Raw genomic sequence first — 25,911 nt, 5'->3', positions numbered from 1 at the left:
GGATGAAGAAAGAAGACGCCAGTAAAAGCGCCAAATGGAGCCAGAATCGTGTATTACGGCGTGACGCCGTTTGCTGCGCCTACCCTAATCTTTCATCCTGCTAATGAATAGTGGCGATAATCTGGAAAATGCACTTATCACGTGACATGAACAAAAAAAAGCGGGTGCTTTCGCATCCGCTTCTCAGATCAACCTGACGGCGGTTATCGTGGCTACACAACATGCACCTGCAGGTTCTGCTGCACCAGCACATCGCCCAGGGTGTTTTCGCTGGTCAGCGCCGAGTTGTGGTAGATCTCAAACACTCTTCCTTCTACCGTGCGCTCACCGGCCACTTCCCAGATACCGCCGTTGCTGTTCGCCAGCGTCACCTGGCTGCCCTCCGCGCCTTTGATCATCAAATCATCACTCTGTTTATCCGTAATACTGAGTGCTTCATTGAGATTGAGCTTCACGGAGTTGGTGCCGGTTTTACCCAAATCGAGCACTTCAATGTGTTCGACTTTCAGGCCCAGCGTGGTGAGATCCAGGTTGAGATGCTCCCCGTTAAGCACCAGTGTATCGGTGCCTGCGCCGCCATCAATATGCGTAAAGTTAAGGTCACTGACCGTCACGGTATCTGCGCCGCTGCTGCCAGTGACCATGGCGCCCTCTGCTTTGGTGCCATCGGCCAGCGTAATCACGACGCCGCCGATGGTGTAGCCAGACTCCTCTGCCGGGGGTGCCGACACTGCGGCGTTATCAGCCACCGCAGTTTCTCTGCTGCTGACCGGCGTTACGGTATCCGCTTCGGTAATCAGCGTCGAGGCCACGGCTACATGGGCGCTGTTATCGTCGGTGCTGGTGCTGCTGGTGTGCTGCGTCCCGGCGCTGGCACTGGCGACTGTGACGCTGTCATCCGCCACTGAGAACAACGCAAGTGACTCGGATGCCGCCAGCGTGACCGGAAGTACCGCACCCAACAACAGCGTGTTTGTGGTGGTGTAACTGTTACCGGCTACATCGGTGATCGAGACTTTTGCCAGCGTCCCCAGCGACAGCAGCAGGCCCCCCACCGACAGCAGTGACGGTGTGAAGTTAACCGCATAACGCCCCAGCGCATCGGTCGTGGTATTCAGCGTCGGTCCATTGTTACCGTTGGCCAGCAGCAGCGTGACGCTGACTTTCGATCCCTGTGCAGCATTCAGCGATCCGCCCTGCACTACCAGACCGGCAAACAAAGAACCGACGATGCTAAGCACCGGATCGACGCCTACCAGCGGCTGACTATGCGACAGCGCGGTAAAGCTGCTGGTGCTGGTCGCGGTGTTGCCACCGATGTCCGCCACCGTTACGGTTAACGGATGGCTGCCATCCGGGATCCCTTTCAGCGTCGCTGACGGCACGCTGAGACTCCATGCGCCGTTCGCACCGATGGTAGTGGTAAGGATGTTGCCCGACACGTTCACCGTTACTGTGCCGCCCGCCGCGTTAGTGCTGGTTCCTCTAATGGTCTCAGGCGCATTGGCTTCTGAGATATTGAGATAACCATCCCCACCGAAGAAGCTGTTAACGCTGACCGTCGGCGTGGTGTGACTCACTACACCCAGTGACGCCGAGGTGGAGCCGCTGGTACCTGCACCGTTGATGACGCTGGCGGTGACAGTCTGCAGTCCATCCGCAATGGCGGCAAGGTTAGCCGCCGGAACAGAGAGACTCCAGTTACCGTTGCTGCTCACGGTAGTGCTGTAAGTCTGACCGCCCAACGCCACCCGCACCACCGATCCCTCGGCGTTGCTGGCAGTACCGCTGATGGTCTGTGCGCTTTTCACATCCACCGCACTCAGGGCGTTATCGCCAAACAGCGAAGTAATGGCGACGACAGGCGTCGACTGACTGATGACACTCAGCGTGCCGCTGCTGTTCACCGTATTACCGTAAGTATCGGTGCCGGTAACCGCCACGGTTTTCGTGCCGTCAGTTATCGCGGCAAGATCCGCTTTTGGCACGCTGATGCTCCAGTTGCCGCCACTTACCACTTTGGTGGTGTAGGTCTGGCCATTCAGCGTCGCGCTGACGGCAGACCCCGTGGACAGGCTGGAGGTGCCGCTCAGGGTCTGGTTTGAGGCCAGATCAAAGGCGCTCAGAATGCCGTCGCCAAACACCGTATTCACTGTCAGGGTTGGCGGGATCAGCCCCAGTGATACGCCCGCGCTGGTGCTGCTGACGTTACCGACCGGGTCTGTGACCGCCGCGCTAACGGTGAAGTTACCGCTCAGCAGCGTCGAGAGCACGGCTGGGGAGACGGTGGTTGAGAAGGAGCCATCGGGATTGACCTGCGCACTGACGTTGGTATTGCCAATCGCCAGCCTGACGCTGCTGCCCGCGGCCAGACCGGAGACGGTGCCGCTGATGGTCTGCGTAACCAGCGATTCCGCCAGGTTAAGCACACCGTCACCAAACAGCGGATTAAGCGTCACTTTTGGCAGATTGTGAATACCCACCAGCGCCCCGGCGGTGGTGCTGGTCGTGTTACCGGCGCTGTCGGTGACGCTGACACCCACCGTCAGGTTGCCATCGGCAATCCCCTGCAGCAGGGCTGGCGTCAGCGAGACGTTAAAGTTGCCATTCGCATCGGTCGCCGTCACTAACTGCTGTGCACCCACCGACACCACCACGCGCGACCCCGCTTCGGCACCGCCCACGACGCCGCTAATGACCTGCGTCACCAGCGCATCCGCCACGTTAAGCAGACCGTCGCCGAACAGCGGATTCACCGTGAGGGTCGGCAGCAGCGTGTCGACGCGGACACCGGCGCTGGTGCTGGCGGTATTACCCGCCGCATCCGTTACCGAGGCGCTCACCGTCACGTTGCCCTGCGCCAGGGTGCCCAGAATATCCGGCGTCACCGTGGCGCTGAACGCCCCGCCTGCACCCACTGTCGCGGTCACCTTGCTGTTGCCCACCGAGAGGGTGACCACACTGTCCTGTGCAATGTTGTTCACCACGCCGCTGATCGCCTGTCCGGTAGCGATATCAGCCAGATTCAGCACGCCATCGCCAAACAGTGAAGTCAGCGAGATGGATGGCGTCTGGGTAAAGATGCCGATTGACGCACTATTGGAAGCGACGTTACCCGCTGCATCCCTGACGCTGACGCCCAGCGTCAGATTACCATCCAGCAGTGAGGTGAGATCGCTGCCTGGCAGGCTAACGTTCCACACGCCACCCGCCTGTACCGTTGTACTGTACGTCTTGCTGCCAAAGGTCACTGTCACCTGTGAACCTGCAGCTGCATTGCTGATCACGCCCCCGACCAGTTGTCCGGCTGCCGCTTCCGCAACGTTCAGCAGGTTATCGCCGCCAAACAAGCCGGTGAGCGGGCCAACCACCGGCACCGCATCGACAATCGCCGTAGCGGTTTCACCCACCGTGCGGGTGTTGCCTGCCGCATCCGTCAGGGTGACGTTAAACGCCAGCTGGCCGTCGGGGACCAGACCCAGCACCGCGGGTGGCACCACGATGGCCCATTTACCATCCTGACCCACTGAGGCAGAGAGCGTGGTCCCGCCCAGTACCACTGAAACTGTTGCACCGACGCCCGCGGAGAGTGCGGTTCCGGAGATCGTCTGCGCGACGGTGGTATCCAGCGCGCTGAGCGTACCGTCGCCGAACACAGAATCGACTACCAGCGTCAGCGCACTGTTGACCACTTTATTGACCGTCAGCGTGGCGTCAGTCTGGTTGCCTGCAAGGTCATTCACCCGCACGCCAAACACCAGCGCACCGTCAGTGAGGCTCGACAGGACGTTCGGCGCCAGATCGATGCTCCAGCGTCCGTCAGCTCCCACCGTCGCGGTGGCAATCGGCGAGGCATCACCCAGGTAGAGGCCGATGGTCTGGCCTTCTGCGCCCTGTGCGCTGCCGGTCAGCACCTGACTGATGGCCAGATCAGCAGCGTTGATCAGGTTGTCGCCAAGGAATGCGTCAACTTCGACCAGTGGCGCGATGGTGTCTACGGTTACTGTCTGAGTAGCCGTTCCCACGTTCCCGGCGGCATCCGTCAGCTGCGCGGTAATTACTGGTGCACTGCCATCGGGCAGTGCCTGCATCGCGCTGGCAGGAACGGTTGTGGACCAGGTGCCGTTGCTCTGCACCACGGCGCTGTAGGTCTGACTATTCAAGGTCACAACGACCGTGCGGCCTGCCTCAGCGACATCGGCGGTGCCGGTAATCGCCTGGCTGATGATGCTTTCATTGCCATTAACCTGGTTATCACCCGCAAAGGTATTGATCGACAACGTGGGTGGCGTGAGGTCAATCAGGACGTTGCCGCTGGTAGTCACCGGCGTCGTGCCATCAGTGGCCGTCACTGTTATGCCGACGCTGCCGTCCGCGTTGCCAAAGGCGCCGACCGGCAGCGTCCCGGTCGACCAGTTGCCCGACGCATCCAGCGTGGTGGCATAGGTCACACCCTTGATCACCACCTCCACTGACCCGTTCGCGCCGAGGTTAGCAGAGGTACCCCTTACCACCACCCCACCCGCAACATCCTGGGTGCTGATGATGTTGTCGCCCGAGACGGTGCCCAGCGTCACCAGCGGGCCTGGCGGTGGCGTCAGATCCACCGTCAGCGCGACCGGCGCGGTTGCGGTATTGCCGGCCAGATCGGTCACTGCCAGCGTCAGCGTGGTTGATGCCGTAAAGGTGGCCATCTGCTCTGGCGTCAGCGTCATGCTCCAGTTGCCGTTACCGTCAACGACGGCGGTGCCGAGGGTCGTGGTATTCAGCGAAACCGTGACGACGGCGCCCGTCTCTGCGCCTGTCGCGGTGCCGCTGAGGATCTGCGGCTGAATGCTCTCGGCGTAGTTCAGTGCGTTGTCCCCGGCGAAGGCTGCTGCATTCAGTACCGGTGGGGTTTTGTCGAGCACCAGCGAACTGTTAATTGTGGTGCTGTTGCCCGCTGCATCGGTGACCGTAACAGTGACCGGATAGGTGGCATCCGGCAGCGCTGAAAGTTGCGCGGTTGTCAGTGGCACTGTCCAGTTGCCATTGGCATCCACGGTTGCAGAGTAAGCCGTGCCGCCCAGCGTAAGCTGCACCGACTGATTCGCACCCGCTTCACCAGTGGTGCCGCTCAGCGTAATGCCTGCATCAACATCGCCGCTATTTACATAGCCGCCCAGGAATTCCGGATTGAACGCTGGCAACGGCGCGGTGAGATCCGCCGTGAATGGCAGCTGTGCCGACGCGCTGTTGCCCGCCGCATCCACCACGTTAACCGTCAGAGTCTGATCGCCGCTGCTTAGCGAACTCAGGGCATCCGGTGGAATGTTTACGGTCCAGTTTCCGTTGCCATCCACCGAGCCAGAATAGAGGCTGCCGTTAACCTCTACGGTGATGCTGACCGCCTGGTTCGCTCCCACGCTGCCGGTGGTGCCCGTCAGGGTCACGCCTGCTGCGGCTTCACTGATGTTCAGCTGGTTGTCGCCGCCAAACGCGCCAGGGTTAAAGGTTGGCAACGGCACGGCCACTTCGGTGACCACGCTCAGCGCCGTCGCGTCGCTGTTACCCGCGATATCGGCAGCCGTGACGGTAATCGTGTGGGTACCGCTGGTGAAAGTGGCTAACTGGGCTGGCGACAGGGCCAGAGACCAGCTGCCATCGGTCTGCACCGTGGCGGCCAGCGGCTGGCCGTTGTTAAAGCCGGAGATCAGCACTGAGACCGTCTGTCCGGCACCGGTAATGCCGGTGTTGCCAGTGAGGATCTGTTCAGTTCCCGCCTCAGTGGCGTTCAGTGCACCGTCACCAAACGGCAGATTCAGGGTGACATCCGGCAGCGTGTTCACCGCCACCAGCAGGGCGCCGCTGGTCGTGCCGGTGTTGCCGTTCACGTCGGTGACAGTCACATTAATCGGCAGATTGCCGTCCGGCAGTGACTGCAATACGGCAGGCGGCAATTCCAGTGACCAGTTTGCCCCACCATTCGTGAGCGTCGCGGTATAGATGGTGCCATTAACGGTCACCGCAACCGCGGCCGGATCATCACTGTTGACTGCACCGGTCAGCGTACCGTTCACTGCCGCTTCCGCCGCGTTAAGACGGCCATCCGTAAATGGCGTATCCAGCGTCGGTAAAGCAATCGGCGTAATCGCCGCGACAAACGTCTGGGTCGCTTCGATGCTGTTACCGGCCCGATCCGTGGTCGTGAGCGTCAGGGTCTGTTCCCCGGCCCCCAGACTGGCAATCACCGCGGGGGTCAGGCTTGCCGTCCAGTTGCCACTGGGATCGACCGTGACTGACAACGGGATATTGTCATCGCCCACCGCGACGCTCAGGGTCTGGCCCGCCACGACGGTGGAGGTGCCGGTCACCAGCTGAACCGAAGCGGCTTCGGTGATGTTAATGACGTTATCGCCGAACTGCGTGACAGCGAAGTCAGCTGAGACCGGTGGGGTCTGCAGGATCTCAACGCCTGCGGTGGCCTGCGCCGGATTACCGGCAGCATCTGCGGCGGTGACCACCACCTGGGTCAGCCCATCGTCCAGGGTCGTTAGCGCACCCGGTGCCAGGTTCAGCGCCCAGTTGCCGCTGGCATCCGTCGTGGTGCTGAAAGTCAGCCCGCCGACAGCGATGTTCACCACACTGCCTTCCGGCAGATTAGTACTGTCACCACTCAGCGTTATCGGGCCTGCGGTCTCTGCCAGATTGAGCAGCGTATCGCCAAATGGCGTATCCAGAGTCAGCGCTGGCAGGGTATTAAACGCCACATCCAGCGAGGTGGCAGTATCTGTGATGATATTGCCGGCTGCATCGGTGACCGAAACGGTGATCGCGTTAGGGCCATCCGCCAGCTGCTGCACGTCTGCCGTCGGAATGGTGAGCGTCCAGTTTCCGTCAGCATCTGCCGTGGTGGTGTAATTAACATTATTCAGCGTCACCGTCACTGGCAATGCGCCCGTGGTGGTGCCGGTGACGGTGAGATCCTCCAGCGACTCCGCCACGTTAAGGGTGTCACCCGCGCTGACCGTGATATCCGTCAGCACAGGCGGTGTCGTACTGAAACTCACCTCCTGAGTGGCGGTTGCCGGATTACCCGCGACATCCGTGGCCGTCACGGTAAAGGTCTGGGTGCTGCCTGGCGCCACGTCGGTAAAGACCGTCGACGGCACCGTCACCGTCCAGTTGCCGTTAGCGTCGAGTGTGGTCGTGGTGGCGTAATCCGTACTGAATGTCACCGTCACCACCGTACCTTCGGCCAGTTGGGTGCTGCTGCCGCTAACGACAACATCGGCAGTGGCCTCAATGATATTAATCACATCATCGCCGGCCACCACGTTCATGCTCAGCGTTGGCTGAACCTGCGCGCTGGCCAGCACGACCAGGCTGGCGCTGCTGCTGGCCGGATTGCCAGACGTATCCGTTGCCACCACCTGCACCAGTTGATCGCCATCCGGCAGATTACCCAGCGCGGCGGCCGGAACAGTCACCGTCCAGCTGCCGTTGGCTGCCACCGTGCCACTGTACTGAACGTCGTTCAGCGTCACGGTCACCAGCTGACCTGACAGATTCGTACTGGTGCCGCCGATGCTCAGATCCTGCTGTGAATCTGCCTGGTTAAGGAAGTTATCGCCACTGAGTGTCCCGAGGGTCAGGGTCGGCAGGTTCAGGCTATCAGCATCACGCGTCAGTGTGGTCTGAACAGCAACAGCCGGGTTGCCCGCTGCATCGGTCATGGAGACTGTAACCGGGTAGGTGTTATCCGGCAGCCCCTGCACGACGCTGGCAGGCAACGTTACCTGCCAGGTGCCGTCAGAAAGCACCAGGCTGGTGTAATCGACATTCTGGAAACTCACTGTCACTGTCTGGCCAGCATCCGACACCGTTGCCGTACCACTGATGGCGACCGCTTCCAGCACCTCCAGGGAATTGATGATGTTGTCGCCACCGATGGGGTTGACGCTGAGCACTGGCGCGGTGAGATCAACCGTGACGGCGCTGGTCAGCGAGCCCGTGTTACCGGCCGCATCACTGGCATTGACGACCAGGGTATTAATCCCCTCGCCCAGCGTCTGCACCTGTGCCGGGGTTAAGTTCAGCGTCCAGTTGCCCTGCGCATCCACAGTGGCAGTGTAATCATTTCCGCCCAGCGTCACGGTGACGGTCTGGCCGTCCCCTGCCACACCGGTGCTGCCGGTCAGCGTCTGACCAACACCCTGTTCTGTCAGGTTCAGATAGCCATCGCCAAACGGTGTGTCAATGCTGACAGCCAATGCCGCTGTCGATACGGTAATTTCACGCGTTTCGGTGACCGGATTGCCCGCCGCATCGCTGACCGTCACAGTCAGGATATAGGCGCCGGCTGGAATTCCTGCCAGCGAACCCGCAGGCAGCGTCAGGCTCCAGTCCCCATCCTGAGTAACGGTAGTGGTCCAGATTTGATTGTTGAGGCTGAGGGTGACCTGTTGCCCTGCTTCGGCAGTGCTGCTGCCACTGAGCACAATCGGTGCGAAGCTTTCGGCGATATTAACGCTGTCATCACCCGCGACCGTGTTCAGGGTCAGGGCCGGCGGTGTCAGATCCACCGTGACGCTGCCTGGGATGCTACCGGTGTTACCCGCCGCATCCTGCACCGTAACGGTATAGTTCAGGACAGCTTCCGGCAGGGTGGACAGCACCGTGGCAGGCAGGCTGATCTGCCAGTTGCCGTTGCTGTCGACCGTGCCATTGTAAGTGGCGCCGTTAAGTACCACGCTCACCGTCTGGCCATCACCGGTCACGCCGGTGGTACCGCTCAGGGTTTGTGCCGAGGTGATCTCGCTACTGTTGAGCAGACCATCGCCGAAGGCAGAGACAATCTGCGGCTCGGGCAGACTGGTCGCCAGCACACTGAGCGTCGCCTCGCTGCTCAGTGTCGCCCCGCCGCTGTCCGTGGCGGTGACGGTTACGGTGTAAGGCCCATCGGCGAGCGCCGTCAGTGCCTCAGCCGGAACGATCGCACTCCAGCGGCCCGTGGCCGAGACCTGGGCGGTATAGCTGATAGTGTTAAACAGCAGCGTAACCGTACTGCCCTCAGGCACATTCACCGAGGTGCCGGTGACGATTAACGCCTGGCCCAGTTCCTGTGCATTCAGGTAGTTGTCCTGGCTGATGGCATCCATCGCCAGGCCAGAGGCCGTGCTGTTGACCTCAACGTTAAGGTTACTGGTGGTGGTGTTGCCCGCCACGTCGCTGACCGCCACGGTAAAGCTGGCGCTACCATCATTAATGGCCGCCAGCGCACCGGCTGGTACGGTCAGGCTCCATGCCCCGCTCGCCTGCACGGCGGCGCTATAGACTGTGCCATCAAGGGTTACAGTGACGAGCTGGCCCGCCTCGACGTTAGTGGTCGTGCCGGAGAGACGTTGATCGGTGAGGCGTTCCGCGCCATCGACCACGTTGTTACCGGCAAAGGCATCCAGCGTCAGGGTTGGCAGCGTGCCTGGATCCACTTTCAGCGCCAGATCGCGGCTGGTAGTGGTGGCGTTACCTGCCGCATCGCTGGCGGTCACGGTCAGTGGATAGCTGCCGTTGCCCAGCCCGGTGTAAACCGTGGCAGGCAGTTCCAGCGACCAGGTGCCGTTGACGTCGGCGCTGGTGCTCAGCGTCGTGCCGTTGAAGCTGGCAACAATCAGCGCATTCGCTTCGCTGCTACCAGCCAGTGTCAGAGGCTGCTGGCTCTCAGCAGCGCTGATAATGCCATCGGATGGTGTGATGAAGTTCAGCACCGGAGGCGCAGTATCCACCACGACGTTGCCATTCGCCTGGCTGGTGTTGCCCGCCACATCACTCACGAGCACGGTGTAAGATGCATTGCCCTGTGGCAGCGCTGCCAGAACATTGGCCGGAACCGCAACCTGCCAGTTGCCCTGTGCATCGACCGTGCCGCTGTAGTTGTTACCACCCAGCGTCACGACAACCGTCTGGCCGTCACCGGTTACGCCGGTGCTGCCGGTGATCACGCTACCCGCAGCCGCTTCCTCGCCATTAAGAATGCCATCTTCAAAGGCGACGCCTGGGGTCGCCACAGGCAGCGTGCTTGCAACGACCGTCAGAGTGGTGTCACCGGTCGCAAGCTGTACCCCGTTTGCGTCGCTGGCGGTGGCGGTGAGGGTCTGCGGGCCGTCTGCTGCCCCGGTAAACGTGCCTGCCGGTAAGGTCAGGCTCCAGCTTCCATCTGCCGCCACGGTGGCACTGACCGGCGTCCCATTCGCCACGACGGTGACAATGCTGCCGTCAGGCAGACCACTGGTACTGCCGCTGACGACGATGGCCCCATTCACTTCCTGTGCATTCAGGTAGTTGTCGTCGCTGATCGGTGCCAGCGCAACCGACGGCAGGGTGTTATCCACGCTGAAGTTAACCGGGCTGATGGCCGTATTACCCACAACGTTAATCACGCTGACGTTGAGCGTCTGATTGCCCTCTCCCAGTTCAGCCAGGGCGCCCGCAGGCAGAATAATGCTCCAGCTACCGCTGGCCGCGACCACACCGCTGTATTCCGTGCCGCTCAGGGAGATGATCACCTGCTGGCCCGCTTCGACATTGTTGCTGCTGCCACGCACCGTAATCGGCTGCAGCTGCTCAGCTGCCGTAACAATGCCGTCCCCGGCAAAGGTGCTGCTGTCGAGGATCAGTACAGGCAGATCGTCAGGCGAGGTGGCTACATTCAGATCCACCACCTGGCTGGTCTGATTGCCGTTCGCACTGGTTTCCGTGACCGTGACCAGATTAGTGCCTGAAGGCAGTGCCGCCAGCGCTTCCGGGGCGATCTGCAGCGCCCACTGACCATTCACGCCGACGGTGGTGCTGTAGGGCTGGTTGTTAAGCTGGACCGTAACAATATCGCCGTTCTGGCCGCTGCCACTGATAACCAGCGGCTGCGCCAGTTCGCCGACGTTCAGCGCGTTATCCCCGCTGACCGGCGCGACCACCAGCGGAGGCGGCGTGGTGGCAATGGTCAGCGCACTGTCCTGGCTGCTGCTGTTCCCTGCCTCATCGGTGACGGTGACTACCACCGGATAGGTGCTGCCATTGGTCAGACCGGCAAGTGCCGCTGGCGGTACGGTCAGCGCCCAGTTGTTTTCACTATTAACGGTACCCGTGTACGTCACGCCATTCAGCGTCACACTAACGCGATCCCCTTCAGTGCCTGCACCGCTGAAACTGAAGCCGTTGGCCTGTTCGGCGATGTTCAGCACGCCATCGCCAGCAGGCGTAACAAAGCTGAAGTCGGGTGGCGTGGTATCCACGGTAACCGGGAATGGTGTGGTGACCACATTGCCACCCACAGTCGTGACGGTCACGTTCAAATCGTAACGTCCATCAGTCAGCTGTTGCAGACTGGCCGCAGGCACGGTAGCGGTCCAGCTGCCATCGGCGGCAACCACCGCGTTGTAGGTCTGATTATTCAGCGCAAGGCTGACGCTACTGCCCGGCGCAGCGGTGCCGCTCAGAATCAGATCCGTGGCCGTTTCAGCCGCATTAATCATGTTATCGGTGGCAATCGGGTTAACGGTCAGCGCCGGTATGCCGGTATCAACAGTCAGCGGTTCGCTGAGGGTGGCACTGTTACCTGCTTCATCCCTCACCGTCACCGTCATCGGATTACTGCCCTGCGCCAGAGCCTGGAGTGCAGCCGGTGGCAGTGTGACACTCCATTGACCATTAGCGTCGACCGTAGCCGGATAACTGGTGCCGCCCAGGGTCACACTGACGGCCTGGCCAGGCAGAACTGTACCGGTCAGCGTCTGCGCCACGCTGGCTTCATCGGTGTTGAGGATGCCGTCAGTGAATGGCGTGTTGATTTGGGGAGCGGCCAGCGGCGTGGTCGCCACCAGCAGCGGCTGATTGATCTGCACATCACCCGAGGAGACGGTAACCGTGGTGGTGCCCTGGGGCAGGTTCGCCAGGTCGGCAGCGGGCACGGTCAGGGTCCAGCTGCCGTTTTCATCGGTTGTGGTGGTGTAGGCAGTGCCGTTGGGTTCCAGCGTCACGCTAATCGGGCTGTTAGCGGGCAGGTTCGCAGAACCGCCACTCATGGTGAGATCGCTCTGCGCCTCCAGCACATTAAGTGCATTATCGTCACTGATCGGGGCAACCGACAGCGAGGGTACGGGTGAGGTAACCACGCTGAACTGCCCTTCAGCAGGCAGTGCCGGGTTACCCGCCGCGTCGGTAATCGCCACGGTAAAGGTTTTATTTCCTGCGCCACCCAGCGATCCGGCGGGCAGCGTCACACGCCAGTTGCCGTTCGTCAGCACCTCGCCGTCGTAAGACTGCCCGTTAAGGGTCAGTAATACCGGCGAACCGGCCGGTACGCCGGTGACATTACCGGTGACCACAATGTCGGTGAGCTGTTCCGCGCTGTCGACCTGGTTGTCGGAGGTCACCGGATTAATGGTCAGTGCGGGTGGCGTGGCCGCCAGCACGGTGACGCTGGTCAATTGCGAGGTGGTGTTGCCATACGCATCGCTGATCGCCACGTTGATCGGATAGATCGCGTCGCCCAGCTGGCTGACGATCGCGGCGGGCACCGTCACGCTCCACGCGCCGCTGGTATCCACGGTGGCGGTGTAGGTTTCATTATTGAACGTCACCGTGACGCTATCGCCCTGCGCACCGCCGCGCCCGTCGAGAATGAGATTCTGGGTGTGCTCCGCAATATTGATATAACCATCGCTGCCCGGCGGGGAGACGTCCAGCAGCGGCGGCGTGGTGGCGAAAATCAATGAACTGACGGTCTCTGTGGTGTTGCCATCGGCATCAGTCGCCACCACCGTTACGGTCTGGGTGCCATTAGGTACATTCGCCAGATCAGAAGCAGGAATATTGACGCTCCAGTTGCCATCCGGTCCCACCCCGGCGCTGTAAGATACGCCATTCAGCGTGACGCGAATAATGTCACCTTCGTCGCCAGTGCCGCTGACGGTCAGCGGCTGCTGCGCATCGCTGTTGTTAATTGCACCATCATCGCTCAGATCGTTCAGCGTCAGAGCCGGTAACGCTATAGCAACCTGCAAAGACGTATCCTGCGTGCTGCTGTTACCGGCCGGATCGGTCACGGTGACCGTTACCGGATAGGTCTGATTGGTCAGCGAGCCCAGATCGGCAACCGGAACGGAAGCAACCCATTCTCCGTTTTCATCAACAATGGCGGTATAAGGCTTGCCGTTTAACTCTACCGTCACAGTGTCGCCCGTGGTGCCGGTGCCGCTGATCAGCAGCGGCTGAGTCAGTTCGTTGTTGGTCAGAACCCCATCACCGCCCGGTGCGGTCACGGCCGCAACCGGGCGCTGCGTGTTGACTAACAGCGTCTGCGTCTGGGTGGCGATGTTCCCGCTGGCGTCGGTCAGCGTGACGGTCAGCGCATAGCTGCTGCCATCAGACAAGGCCTGCAGTGCTGCTGGCGGCAGATCAATCGTCCAGTTGCCCTGCTCATCGACGGTGGCGCTGTAACTCTGGTTGTTCAGCGAAACAGAAACCCGCTCGCCCGGCAATGCACCTGAACCACTGACCGGCACACCCGCCGCCACTTCACTGCTGTTGAGAATGCTATCGCCACCTGCGACCTCAGCCACAATCAGCGTCGGTGGCAGCGTGTCGACGCTGAAGTTCACCGTCTGGTCCGCGCGGTTACCCGCCTCGTCAATTGCGGTAATGATCAGGCTGTTAGCGCCCTGCGCCAGTAAAGCGAGATCGCTGGCCGGCAGCGGCAGGCTCCAGCTGCCGTCGGCATTGACCGTGGTGCTGTAGGTTTTGCCGTTGAGTTCGACCTCAACCCGCTGGCCCTCCACGGCTTTGCCGGTGCTGCCGGTCATCAGCAGGTCGGAGCCCGCCTCCGCCCGGTTGAGAATACCCCCGGTGATCGCACTCTCGTTCAGCGTGATTTGCGGCAGCGCAGACGCGACCACGTTCAGCGAGGCTGAGTCGGTCAGCAGCGCGCCCGTGGTGTCGATGGCGGTCACTAAAATCTGTTTCACACCGTCAGTGATACCGGTGAGCGCGGCTGCCGGAACGGTGATGCTCCAGAAGCCATTGCTGCCCACCACCCCGCTGTAATTATTGCCGTTAAAATTAAGCTGCACCGCCTGGCCGGGATTTACGCCTACCGCCGAACCGCTGAGGATCAGATCACTGTTCAGCTCCTGCTGGTTGAGGAAACCATCCACGCTGACCGGTTCACTGATAGTGACTACGCCAGATTCACCTGCCGCCGGAGCAACGTTGATATCGCGCGTGTCGGTGGCTAACGCACCGGCTACTGTAGTGACGCTGACCGCAATAGCGGTACTGCCCGCCGCCAGTGCGCTGAGCGCCGCAGACGGAATCGGTGTACTCCAGCTGCCGTCAGGATTAACCGTGGCGCTGTAGTTCTGACCGCCCAGGGTGATGGTGACCGTCTGGCCCGCCTCCACGTTGCTGGTGGTGCCGGAGAGCGTCTGATCCAGGGCTTTTTCGCTGTTATCCACCAGATCGTCACCGGCAAACAGGGCGATAGCCACTGTGGGTGTACCGGGTTCTTCTGGGGTATCCACCACAATCGCCCGATCTTCGCTGGCGGTTATGCCCGCCTGACTGGAAACCGTGGCCGCGATAGTTGCATTGCCCGCCGCCAGTGCCGCCAGCGCGCTGGCTGGAACGTTCAGGCTCCAGCTGCCATCCGCGCCAACCGTGGCGCTGTAAGTCTGGTCCCCCAGCGTGACTGTGACGAGCTGACCGGCCTCGACGTTGGTGGAGCTGCCACTCAGCAGCTGGTCGCTGGTTTTCTCATCGTTGCTCAGAACGTCATCACCGGCAAACTGATTAATGGTGATGGTGGGCTGGCCCGGCTCAGTCACCAGTGGCTCGACGGTGATCGGCAGCGTGTCGCTGACGCTGGTGCCCGCTGCGTTGCTGGCCGTCACTACCAGCGAGGCAGATCCTGCGGCCAGCGCGCTCAGTGCATCGGCTGGAATCGCGATGTTCCAGCTGCCGTCGGGATTGACCGTGCCGCTGTAACTTTCTCCGCCCAGCGTGACGGTCACAATCTGGCCCGCTTCGACGTTGGTGGTGCTGCCGGAGACCGCCTGCGCCTCCAGCTTCTCATCGTTGCTCAGGATGTTGTCGTCAGCGAAGGCATTGATGGTTAACGTTGGGGCATTCGGTGAAGTGCCCGCTGACGCCACCAGGAAGTCACGGGTTTCACTGACGGGTGCGCCAGACGCATCGGTAACTGTCGCGTTCAGGGTCGCGCTACCGGCGGCCAGCGCCGCCAGCGAGCTGGCTGGGATCAGGACGCTCCAGTTGCCTTCCGCGCCAACCGCGGCGGTAAAGATCTCCCCGTTCAGGGTGATAGTGACCTGCTGGCCCTCAGCGATATTGGTGGTGGTGCCGCTCAGTAGCTGGTCGCTGGCTTTCTCGCTGTTGCTGAGGATATCATCCCCGGCAAAGGCGTTGAGGGTTACGGTGGCTTCACCCGGCTGCGTCGCCGGGGCTTCGACGGTGATCGACTGCGAGGTTGTCGCGGTGTCCCCCGCCGCATTGCTGAGCGAGGCGGTCAGGGTGGTCGTGCCAGCTGCCAGTGCGTTCAGCGCGGCGGATGGCACGGTGACGCTCCAGCTGCCGTCACCCTGCACGCTGGCGCTGTAGGTCTGACCACCGAGGGTCACGGTGACGATCTGTCCGGCTTCAACGTTGGTGGTCGTGCCGCTGACAGGCTGATCGGACGCTTTCTCGGTGTTGCTCAGGTCGTTATCGCTGGCAAATTCATTCAGGGTCAGGGCTGGCACGCCCGGCTCAGTCACCGGCGTCTCAACTGAGATATCCCGTGTTTCGCCTGCGCTCACACCATCGACGTTGCTGACGGTGGCACTGATGGCGCTGGATCCCGCAGGCAGGTTGCCCAGCGCACCAGCCGGAACAGTCACGCTCCAGTTACCACTGCCATCCACGATGCCAGCGTAAGTCTGGCCACCGAAGGTGATCGTAACCGTCTGGCCCGCTTCGACGTTGGTGGTGGTACCAGAAAGCGTCTGAGCAGTGCCTTTTTCGTCATTGCTGAGGATGTCATCCCCGGCAAATTCATTGATGGTGATGGTCGGTTCGCCGGGTTGCGTCACCGGCGCTTCCACGCTGATGGGCAGGCTGCCGGTCACGGTGTTACCGGCCGCATTGCTGACCGAAACCGTCAGTGTCGTTTCACCTGACGCCAGGACGCTCAGGGCCGCTAAGGGCAGCGTCACGCTCCAGTTGCCCTGCGCGTCTACGCTGCCGCTGTACGTCTGACCGCCCAGCGTGACCGTCACTACCTGACCCGGCTCGATACTGCTGGTGCTGCCGGTCACTGTCTGATCGGTGGTTTTCTCCGCGTTACTTAGCTGGTTGTCACCGGTAAACGCATCCACTGTGACCGCAGGTGGGCCCGGAATAGCGGGCGTATCGACGCTGATCGCGCGGTTTTCACTGGCTTCGATGCCAGCCTGATTAGTAACGACCGCAGAAATCGCAAGCGAACCGGCATTGAGCGCATTCAGCGCCGCAGGCGAGAGCGTGACACTCCAGTTGCCCTGCGCATCCACGACTGCGCTGATGGTCTGATCGCCCAGCGTGATGGTGACAACCTGACCCGGTTCCACGTTGCTGGTGGAACCGCTCAGCAGCTGGTCGCTGCTTTTTTCCGCATTGCTGAGGACATCATCACCGGCAAACTGATTGATGGTGATAACGGGCGTACCCGGCTCGGTCAGGGGCGGCTCGACGTTAAAGGTCAGGTTGCCGCTGGCGGCGGTGCCTGCCTGGTTAGTGACGGTTGCGGTGGCCGTGGTGGTGCCGGAAGCCAGTGCTATCAAGGCATCCGCAGGCACGGTGATGCTCCAGCTGCCATCACCGGCAACGCTGCCGCTGTAGCTCTGGCCGCCCAGCGTAACCGTGACAATCTGACCGGCTTCGACATTGCTGGTCGTGCCGCTCAGCACCTGTTCGGTGGTTTTTTCCGCATTATCCAGTACATTATCGCCAGCGAAAGCATTCAGGGTAATGGCAGGCGTCCCCGGAGTGACCGGTGTTCCCGGATCGGTGCCACCGGCGTTGCCGCCGCCGTTACCTCCTCCGCCGCTGCCGCCGCCACCAATGCCAACCGCCAGTCCGGCTAAGCCGAGCACACCCAGGCCGCCTGCGGTGATGACGCCCATTGAGGTGTTGGCGTTATCCGCCAGCAGCAGTGGCTCTACACTGTCGAGTGATTCATAGGTTGGCGTAACCGAGCTGGAAGCGAGTTCAGCCCCTTCTGCAGTCTGGGGAAAGAGCGCATGTTCCGGTGGATTGACGCCATCATCGAACACCAGTTCGCTGTGCTGACCCTCGGCGTCGTCAAGGAAGAATTTTTGATAGCGGACAGTTTGACCGTCACGCATCTGCAGCACCAGATCGTTACCCTGACGCTCATACTGCGTCACCATATCGCGAGTGCCGCTGATGCGGACAACGCTGGGCTCGGTGAGGTTAATGGTTTGTGACGAACTACCAACGGACTGCGAGATGAGAGTGCCGTTTTCGCGCGAGATGATGTCTACACGGCCTTGCGTGAGTTCTGCCATTTGCAACCTCTATTCCACCAGATTAGCTAATACACTGAATCCATAAACATAAATTTATTTTATGATTACGATCTTCATTCATAGTTTCACCTTCTGACATTCAGAAGGTGTCTTAACCTGGTGCAGGCAGAAACGGCAAAGCAAAGCCGCGTCACGAACCCAAAAAAAGCGGGATATGACGGTATTATTGTTAGTTTAACGTGTACGGAATTACGCAAAATGTAACGATTCTGACGAACTAATTTTTAGCGTAACCATGTTAAAAATCAATTTCAATCAACAGATTTAGTTATGATTTTATTTTAATTACATTAGCCATGTACGAAACAAAGTTTTTAGAAAATGCACTTTGCCTTTGTTTTTTCATGTCAATTTATTGCTGACTGTTTCCAGAAATGATGCGGACAGGTTAAAAAAACGCCATTTTATAAACTTCAGGGCTGCAGAAAAAATTTATTCATTATGCGACTCAGCCAGCATTTATACGGAGTCATGATCCTGTTTTTCAGCAGCACGCTGCTGAAAGGCGGCAGTGATGTTTGGGTTAAGTGACTTCACGCCTTCGGTGGTCATACCAGGAAAGTTCTGGAAAAAATTCGCGGCGCAATAAAAGTCGGTAAACTCCCGGTTTTGTCATTTATATGATGTTGCTGCACCCTTCTGATAAGAGGCATAACGGCCACTGATTCGCGGCCAGTGCTACACTTTTCCGCTTTACCATTGATGAATCTGACCTATGACCGCACTGGATGCTGCACAACAACATAAACATCAGAGCCGCCTGAACTGGGGCACGCGCACCATTTTCTTAATCAACGGATTAGGGATGTCAGCCTGGGCACCGCTGGTGCCCTTTGCCCGCGATCGTCTGCAGCTCAGCGGCGCATCACTGGGCGCGTTACTGCTCTGTCTGGGTATCGGTTCACTGGCTGCGATGCCGGTGACCGGCACGCTGGTGGCGAAGTTTGGCTGCCGTCGGGTAATGTGCTTCTCTACGCTGTTAGTTCTGATGATGATGCCGCTGCTGGCGACGGCTGACTCACACCTGGTGATGGCGGCGGCACTGATGATTTTTGGTGCCGGGCTGGGCATGCTGGATGTGGCGATGAATTATCAGGCAGTTCAGGTTGAGCAGGCTGCGGATAAACCCATGATGTCCGGCTTCCATGGGTTCTTCAGCCTGGGCGGGATTATGGGCGCGGGGACGGTGAGCCTGTTGCTGAGCCAGTCATTGACGCCGCTGACGGCCACGCTGGTGGTGATGGCGGTGATGCTTTTATTGTTGCTGTGGCGACTTCCGGTGTTGATGAATGAACGTCTGCACCAGCCCGATCAGCCCTGGCTTGTGATCCCACGCGGCTGGGTCGCGTTTCTTGGCCTGCTCTGCTTTATCCTGTTTCTGGCGGAAGGAGCCGTGCTGGACTGGGGCGCGCTGCTGCTGTTGCAGAATCCGGAAATGACACCCGCCTGGGCCGGACTCGGCTATGCGGTCTTTTCCGTGGCGATGACGCTGGGTCGTTTTAGCGGCGATAAGATCATCCAGCGTTTTGGCCGCTACCCGGTAATGCTCACCGGCGCGCTGACCGCTGCGGCGGGCATGAGTCTGGCCGTTTTGCTGCCGTGGCCGGAGATCGCCCTGCTCGCTTTCCTGCTGGTCGGCTTTGGTTTATCCAACACGGTGCCGATGTTGTTCAATGCTGCCGGGAATCAACGGGATATGCCTGCGAACCTGGCGATTTCTGCCATGACAACGCTGGGATATGCGGGTATTCTCTCAGGTCCGGCTTTAATCGGATTCATTTCGCAATGGATCAGCCTCAGCGGCGCATTTTTAGTGATCGCCCTGCTGCTGTTAGCGGTAGCCGTCAGTGCGCGAAAAGTTGCGCGATAATTCAGGTACCCGACACGCTATGTTGTATAAGTTTCCACTGACCTCCGGCAATGTCACCCGCTTTTTTGTGGTTTTCAATCTGGTGCTCCTGCTGGCGCTGGGCTTTATGGTGCACAACTCGGTCAACGCCTGGCTGACCGGGAAACGCTATGCCATGGACGATCTGGCGCGCGACGTGCAGAAGCGCATCGACGCCTATCGGTTTGCCACCTGGCAGATCTATGAAAACCTCTCTACCAGCGCAGCCGGTGCGACGCCTGGCAGTAACCTGCAGGAGACGCGGCTGCGTCCTGACGTCTATTATCTGGAAAAAACCCGCCGTAAAACCGAAGCGCTGATTTTCGGCTCCCATGACAGCAGCACGCTGGACATGACCATGCGAATGTCAAACTATCTCGACACGCTGTGGGGCGCGGAAAATCCAACCTGGTCGATGTACTTTTTGAATGGTCAGGACAATAGCCTGATTATGATCTCGACCCTGCCGCTGAAAGATATGGCGACACGCTATAAAGAGAGTGCCATCAGTTCGATGGTGGATGGCCGCCGTGCTGAGATGCTGCAGCAGGCCAATGCGCTGGATGAGCGCGAGAGCTTCTCGCCGCTGCGCCACCTGGCCTTCCAGAACGATCACTATTTCACGCTGCGCACCACCTTTAACCAGCCGGGCCATCTGGCCACGGTCGTGGCCTTTGATCTGCCGGTTAACGATCTCGTTCCGCAGAATATGCCGCTGGAAAACTTCCAGCTGCGTCAGGACAGTTCGATGCCTGCCAGCAGCAGTGAACAGCAGGAGGTCGAAAACACCCATGTTTCACTGGTTAATCCCAATATCGAGATTGCGGCCACGCTGCCCAGTACGTCGCTGCAGCTGGTCTATCAGGTGCCGATTACTCGCCTGATTATCGACACCCTGCACAATCTGCTCTGGCCGCTGCTGATCAACCTGCTGCTGTTCCTGCTGTCGCTGGCGGGTATCGTGCTGCTGCGCCAGCAGTCACTGCGTCCCAGCGAAAACCAGAGCGCTGAACTCGATTCACTTCGGGTATTAAATGAAGAGATTGTTGCCAGCCTGCCTGTCGGCCTGCTGGTGTATGACTTTGCCAGCAACCGTACTCTGCTGAGCAATAAGATTGCTGAACACCTTTTGCCTCACCTCAATCTGCAGAAGATCATTAATATGTCCGACCAGCATCAGGGCGTATTGCAGGCCACCATTAATAACGAAGTGTATGAAATCCGCCACGCCCGCAGCGTGCTGTCGCCGCATACGCAGCTGTTTATGATGCGTGACCAGGATCGTGAGCTGCTGGTGAACAAAAAACTGCAGAAAGCGCAGCAGGTGCTGGATCGTAACCATCAGATGCGTCAGCAGTTGCTGCATAATCTGGGCCATGCGCTGAATCAGCCACTGGAGAAGATGGTGACGCAGCTGGTGCAGCTCAGCCAGCGTGATGCCGATGAAACCGTGCTGGACCTGCTTGATGAGAGTCAGGGCCTGGCACGACTGGTGGATGATATCGTCCTGCTGAACCGACTTGAGGCGCACGACTGGTCACCGGATGCAGTCGTCTTTAACCTGCAGGAACTGCTGGATGAGATCGCACTGGAAAGCCTGCCGCTGATGCGCCGCAAAGGGCTGTCGCTGGTGGTGAATAATCACCTGCCGAATGACGAGACGCGCTTCGGCGACCGTCGTGCCCTGCGCAAAGTGCTGACCACGCTGATGCATTATGCCCTGACCACCACCCGCTGGGGCAAAATCACCCTGGAAGTTAAGGCTGCCGAAAAGCAGGCCGATAGAGTGTTCATCGAACTGGTGGATACCGGTGCGGGCCTGACGGTGGATGAACTGGCCAATGTCGACTTCCCGTTCCTGGGCGATACCAGTCAGGATCGCTACGGACAGGCTTCGGGCATGGCATTCTTCCTGTGTAAACAGCTCTGCAAGCAGATGGGTGGCAGCCTCGATATCGTTGCAAAAGTGGATATCGGCACACGCTACAACATGCAGCTGCCGCTGGTGCTGGAAGAGAAGCGCGAAGAAGAAGAGGAAAAAATTCTGGATGGTGTGACCGCGCTGGTGGAGGTCACTGTGGAGGACGTGCGTAAAATCGTCTGCCGCCATCTGGAAAACTGGGGAGCGCGTTGTCTGACGCCTGATGAGCGCATCTCCGGCCAGGATCACGATGTTATGGTGACCGACGATCCATCAAAGCTCAGCGGCTGGGCACTGCTGCTGGCTGAAGATGAACTGGGTCATCATGCACTGAACGACCAGCAGTATCGGGTCAATTTCAATCTCAGTAATGCAATGCTGGATGCATTGCTGGCCCTGATTGAGAAACAACTGTCGCATGATGTGATGGATAACGACATGGAAGACGACGCGGCCACGCCATTGATGAGCGGCGGCTATTTCCAGCTGTTTACGGAGACAGTTCCGGTTGATGTGAAGAGACTGTATACTGAGTCAGCGGAAAAGGACTACGCTTCGCTTGCTCAGACAGCGCATCGCCTTAAGGGCGTGTTTGCCATGCTCAATCTGACTCCCGGCAAACAGCTTTGTGAAGAGTTAGAACACCACATTAAAGCGTGTGACGATTCAAACATTACAAATACCACCAGTGATATTGACGCTTACGTCAATCAACTGCTGCAGCAAGGTAACCAATAAGATGAATAACTTAAACGTAATTATTGCCGATGACCATCCAATTGTCCTTTTCGGTATCCGAAAGTCTCTGGAACAAATTGAATGGGTCAACGTTGTAGGTGAGTTCGAAGACTCAACAGCACTGATCAATAATCTGTCCAAGCTTGACGCCAACGTCCTGATCACCGACCTCTCTATGCCAGGTGAGAAGTATGGCGATGGTATTACGCTGATTAAATACATTAAACGCCACTATCCGGATCTCTCGATTATTGTTCTGACCATGAACAATAACCCCGCGATTCTGAGTTCCGTGCTTGATCTCGACATCGAAGGGATTGTCCTGAAACAGGGCGCGCCTACCGATTTACCAAAAGCACTGGCTGCACTGCAGAAAGGCAAGAAGTACACGCCGGAAAGCGTTGCGAAACTGCTGGAGAAGATCAGTGCAGGTGGTTATGGCGACAAACGCCTGTCACCGAAAGAGAGCGAAGTGCTGCGTCTGTTTGCAGAAGGTTTCCTGGTCACTGAGATTGCCAAGAAGCTGAACCGCAGCATCAAAACCATCAGTAGCCAGAAGAAATCAGCAATGATGAAACTGGGCGTGGATAACGATATCGCACTGCTGAACTACCTGTCCTCTGTCAGCCAGAGCCAGGTCGAAAGAGACTAAGTGACCTCTGAGGTGGTGCAGCCTGCACCACCTCACCTCTGCCCTATCCTCTCCGCGTTTTACGCACCCGCTCAGCATAGATCGCCAGCGTCACTTTCAGTACATCTAACGTCACCGGTTTCGACAGGCAGTTATCCATACCCGCATCCATACAACGCTGTTTCTCTTCCGCCAGCGCATTCGCCGTCACGCCGACAACCGGGAAGAGATGACCCAGCTGACGTAAACGCTGCGTCAGGCGATAACCATCCATGTTCGGCATGTTCACATCGGTAAGCACAATATCGATCTCATTACGGCTCAGGACATTGAGCGCATCAACGCCATCCTGCGCGGTTTTCACCTGATAGCCCAGCGTGCCGAGCTGTTCTGACAGCAGCATGCGGTTAATCGGATGGTCATCAACAATCAGCACCATGATGTCATCGTTATGCACTTTCTCTTCGACCGGTGCAGTCAGTAACAGCGCATCTGCCGCGTCATGGCCCAGCGCGATCCGATAGATGCGCGCCAGCAGCGCCGGCACCTCGTGCAGCGTGGCGGTGGAGTGGATCCAGCGTCCCGGCTGACGTTCACGCGGCATATCCACATGCGATCCGTCAAACGTGACCAGCGCGCGCAACGGTAAATCGGTCTCCAGATCGTAGTCGGTCATTACCACATCGTCGTGCCCTGGCTTACCGTTATACTCCGCGACCTGAATGCCCTGCTGCTGAATCTGGCGCGTAATAAACTCTGCAAGATACGCGTTGCGCATCGCCAGCCAGATTTTCTTATCCTGCAGATCCTCCAGCAGCATCAGTGACGGCTTCTGCCCTTTGTAGATCGGGATTCGCACAATGAACTGACTGCCCATGCCTGGCTCTGAGTCCACCTCGATGTCACCGTCCATCATATTGATCAGCTTTTCACAGATCGCCAGTCCCAGCCCCGTGCCCTGGAAATTACGCTGAACGCCATTTCCCACCTGGAAGAAGGGATCGAACAGGCGCGGCAGCTCTTTCGCCGGAATGCCGACGCCGGTATCCCGGACGCGGAAGGCCAGATACCCCTCAGCAACATAGGCATGAAGGATAATACAGCCGGTATGGGTAAATTTAATCGCGTTATTCAGCAGGTTCGAAATCACCTGCTGCAGGCGCAGCGGATCGCCGTCCAGCACCTGCGGAACGTCGTTTTCGATAAAGCAGTAGAGCGTGAGTCGCTTTTTCACCACCAGCGACAGATAGTTGCCGACGATGTGCGTCACAATTTCACGAGGGGCAAACGGACGCGGCTCAATTTTCAGCTGCTCGGACTCAATTTTCGAGAAATCGAGAATATCGCTGATGATTTTCAGCAGCAGGCTGGAGGAGTTGTTCATCGCCGTGACCAGCGAGTCGATACCGCTGGGCAGCTCTTTAGTCTGTAGCAGATCGAGGTTACCGATAATCCCATAAAGCGGCGTGCGCAGTTCGTGACTGACGGTTGCGAGGAACATCGATTTTGACTGGCTCGCCTGCTCTGCCGCATGGGCCATTTCCTGCAGAGACTGCTCCATCCGGACACGTGCCGAGACATCGACCAGCACGCAAATCGCCACGTTCTCATTACGATAGCGCGAATGCACAAAGCTGATTTGCAGGTTAGTGTTGCTGCCGGTCAGCACATCGACAAAGTTAACCTGCTGGCCGCCGATAATTTCATTCAGCCGCAGGCGATCTTCCTGCGTCAGCAACGTCAGATAATTGTGCGCCAGCTCGTTACTCAGAATATTGGTGCCGTCACTGGTGCGTAAAATACAGATTCCGACCGGCGCAGAGGCGACAATCTTACGGTTAAACTGCTCATGCTCTTCCAGCCGGTGCGCATTCTCCTCCGCCGGCAGGAACATCCGCCGTTCAAATACCCAGGCGAGCGTAAACAGGATCACGGCGCTAAAAATATTGAGCAGCAGCGCATTAATGATCATTAGCTTAAGCTGATCCATCATCACGTCGGTGGGTATCGACCACACCACGTTAAGATCGGAAGGTGGCAGCGGCTTTTTCAGGACCAGCTGACGATAACCATTCAGATAACCAAACCAGGTTTTATCATCCGGCAGATTGTCGAGCGAGAAGCCCAGCCCACCACGCCGCGAGTTAAGCAGTGGACGATAATTTTCATCGGTAATGGACGCGACGATCGGCAGGCTGCCCGGCTGGATAAACTCATCCAGGCGGATATTCTGCTCAACACCCAGCAGCGCCTGTAATTTGTTAGCTACGTAAACCGGCACCACCATGTAGAAGGTTCCGACGCCGGGCTGAGCACTACTGTTGATCCAATACATCGGATTGCGGCGCTCTTCTTCGCTGCTGTTGCGATAGCGAAGCACATTTTCGCGCAACGATTTCAGGCTGCGGTCACGGTCAGCATTGTTGCTGCCAATAGTGAAGTCAGCCAGACACTGGCTCTCGCCCCCGATAAAGAACACCCGATTCAGTTCATACGAGGAGGCGAAGTTACTTTTCCAGTAATTGATGTAGTAGCTGAGTGAATCGAGCGAGTTGCGCCAGGTGTTACTCATTGAGGTGCAGTCGCCATCTGAAAAGAGTGGCGTAAACTGCGGCTGGGTGGCTTTACCCGGCATCACGCCAGTCAGCACATCCAGGCCACTGCTGGCATTGGTTAAGCGGTTCTCGGTGATATATTTCAGCTCACGCATCATGTCCGCCGAATGGCGCACATACCACTGAATGGTGCCGTAGTTGCTGGCAAACTCCTGCCGAACCTGCGTCTCTTTATTGTGCAGCACGCTGATAATGTAAAACGCCGTCAGAACAGCGCCCAGCGTCCAGATTAGCAGCGCCAGCGCGCGGAAAAGGTAGCGCGAGATGCGAAGCGTAGTGCGGAAAGAGACAGGATATTTCAAAGGTAACTCGCAGTTGGCAAGGTTAGTCGCATCATCGATTTTTAATGCCCATACACTAGCTTTATCGGGCGAAAAAAGCCAGCCAGCCGCAGGCTTAGCGGAAGGTTTGGGAATCTTTTAGGATAGTGAAAGCGACATCTTTACCCCAACATCAAGTGGCCGCATCTGTCCTTCAAACAAATACACGCCTGCATTCCTGCA

The 25,911-nt window shown here is 58.7% G+C and carries 5 protein-coding genes; 3 read left to right on the top strand and 2 right to left on the bottom strand.

Annotated elements, in window-relative coordinates; genetic code table 11:
• Positions 1–212 precede the first annotated feature (212 nt).
• The gene (locus ACR8BF_RS06420; protein WP_434745736.1) at positions 213–17,594 is read right to left on the bottom strand and encodes an Ig-like domain-containing protein; all 17,382 of its coding nucleotides are present in this window, start codon (positions 17,592–17,594) and stop codon (positions 213–215) included.
• Positions 17,595–18,330: 736 nt separating this feature from the next.
• On the opposite strand from ACR8BF_RS06420, the gene ACR8BF_RS06415 reads away from it, so the two are divergent.
• Genes ACR8BF_RS06415 through rcsB form a run of 3 tightly spaced genes read left to right on the top strand, consistent with a single transcriptional unit; the run spans position 18,331 to position 22,814 of the window.
• Positions 18,331–19,485: an MFS transporter gene (locus ACR8BF_RS06415; protein ID WP_434745735.1), complete on the top strand. Its 1,155-nt coding sequence runs from the start codon at positions 18,331–18,333 to the stop codon at positions 19,483–19,485.
• Between the two features lie 19 nt (positions 19,486–19,504).
• The gene (gene rcsD / locus ACR8BF_RS06410; protein WP_434745734.1) at positions 19,505–22,162 is read left to right on the top strand and encodes a phosphotransferase RcsD; all 2,658 of its coding nucleotides are present in this window, start codon (positions 19,505–19,507) and stop codon (positions 22,160–22,162) included.
• 1 nt (position 22,163) lies between these two features.
• Entirely contained in the window at positions 22,164–22,814 is a 651-nt protein-coding gene (rcsB, locus tag ACR8BF_RS06405; protein ID WP_003854204.1) for a response regulator transcription factor RcsB, read from the top strand.
• Positions 22,815–22,857: 43 nt separating this feature from the next.
• On the opposite strand, the gene rcsC is transcribed toward rcsB, so the two are convergent.
• Positions 22,858–25,710: a two-component system sensor histidine kinase RcsC gene (gene rcsC, locus ACR8BF_RS06400; protein WP_434745733.1), complete on the bottom strand. Its 2,853-nt coding sequence runs from the start codon at positions 25,708–25,710 to the stop codon at positions 22,858–22,860.
• Positions 25,711–25,911 lie beyond the last annotated feature (201 nt).

This window comes from Candidatus Pantoea rara (genome assembly GCF_051136265.1).
In the GTDB taxonomy this organism is placed as follows: Bacteria; Pseudomonadota; Gammaproteobacteria; order Enterobacterales; family Enterobacteriaceae; genus Pantoea; species Pantoea rara.
Note: the sequence above shows the minus strand (reverse complement) of the source record. Positions and strands in the feature narration are given on the sequence as shown.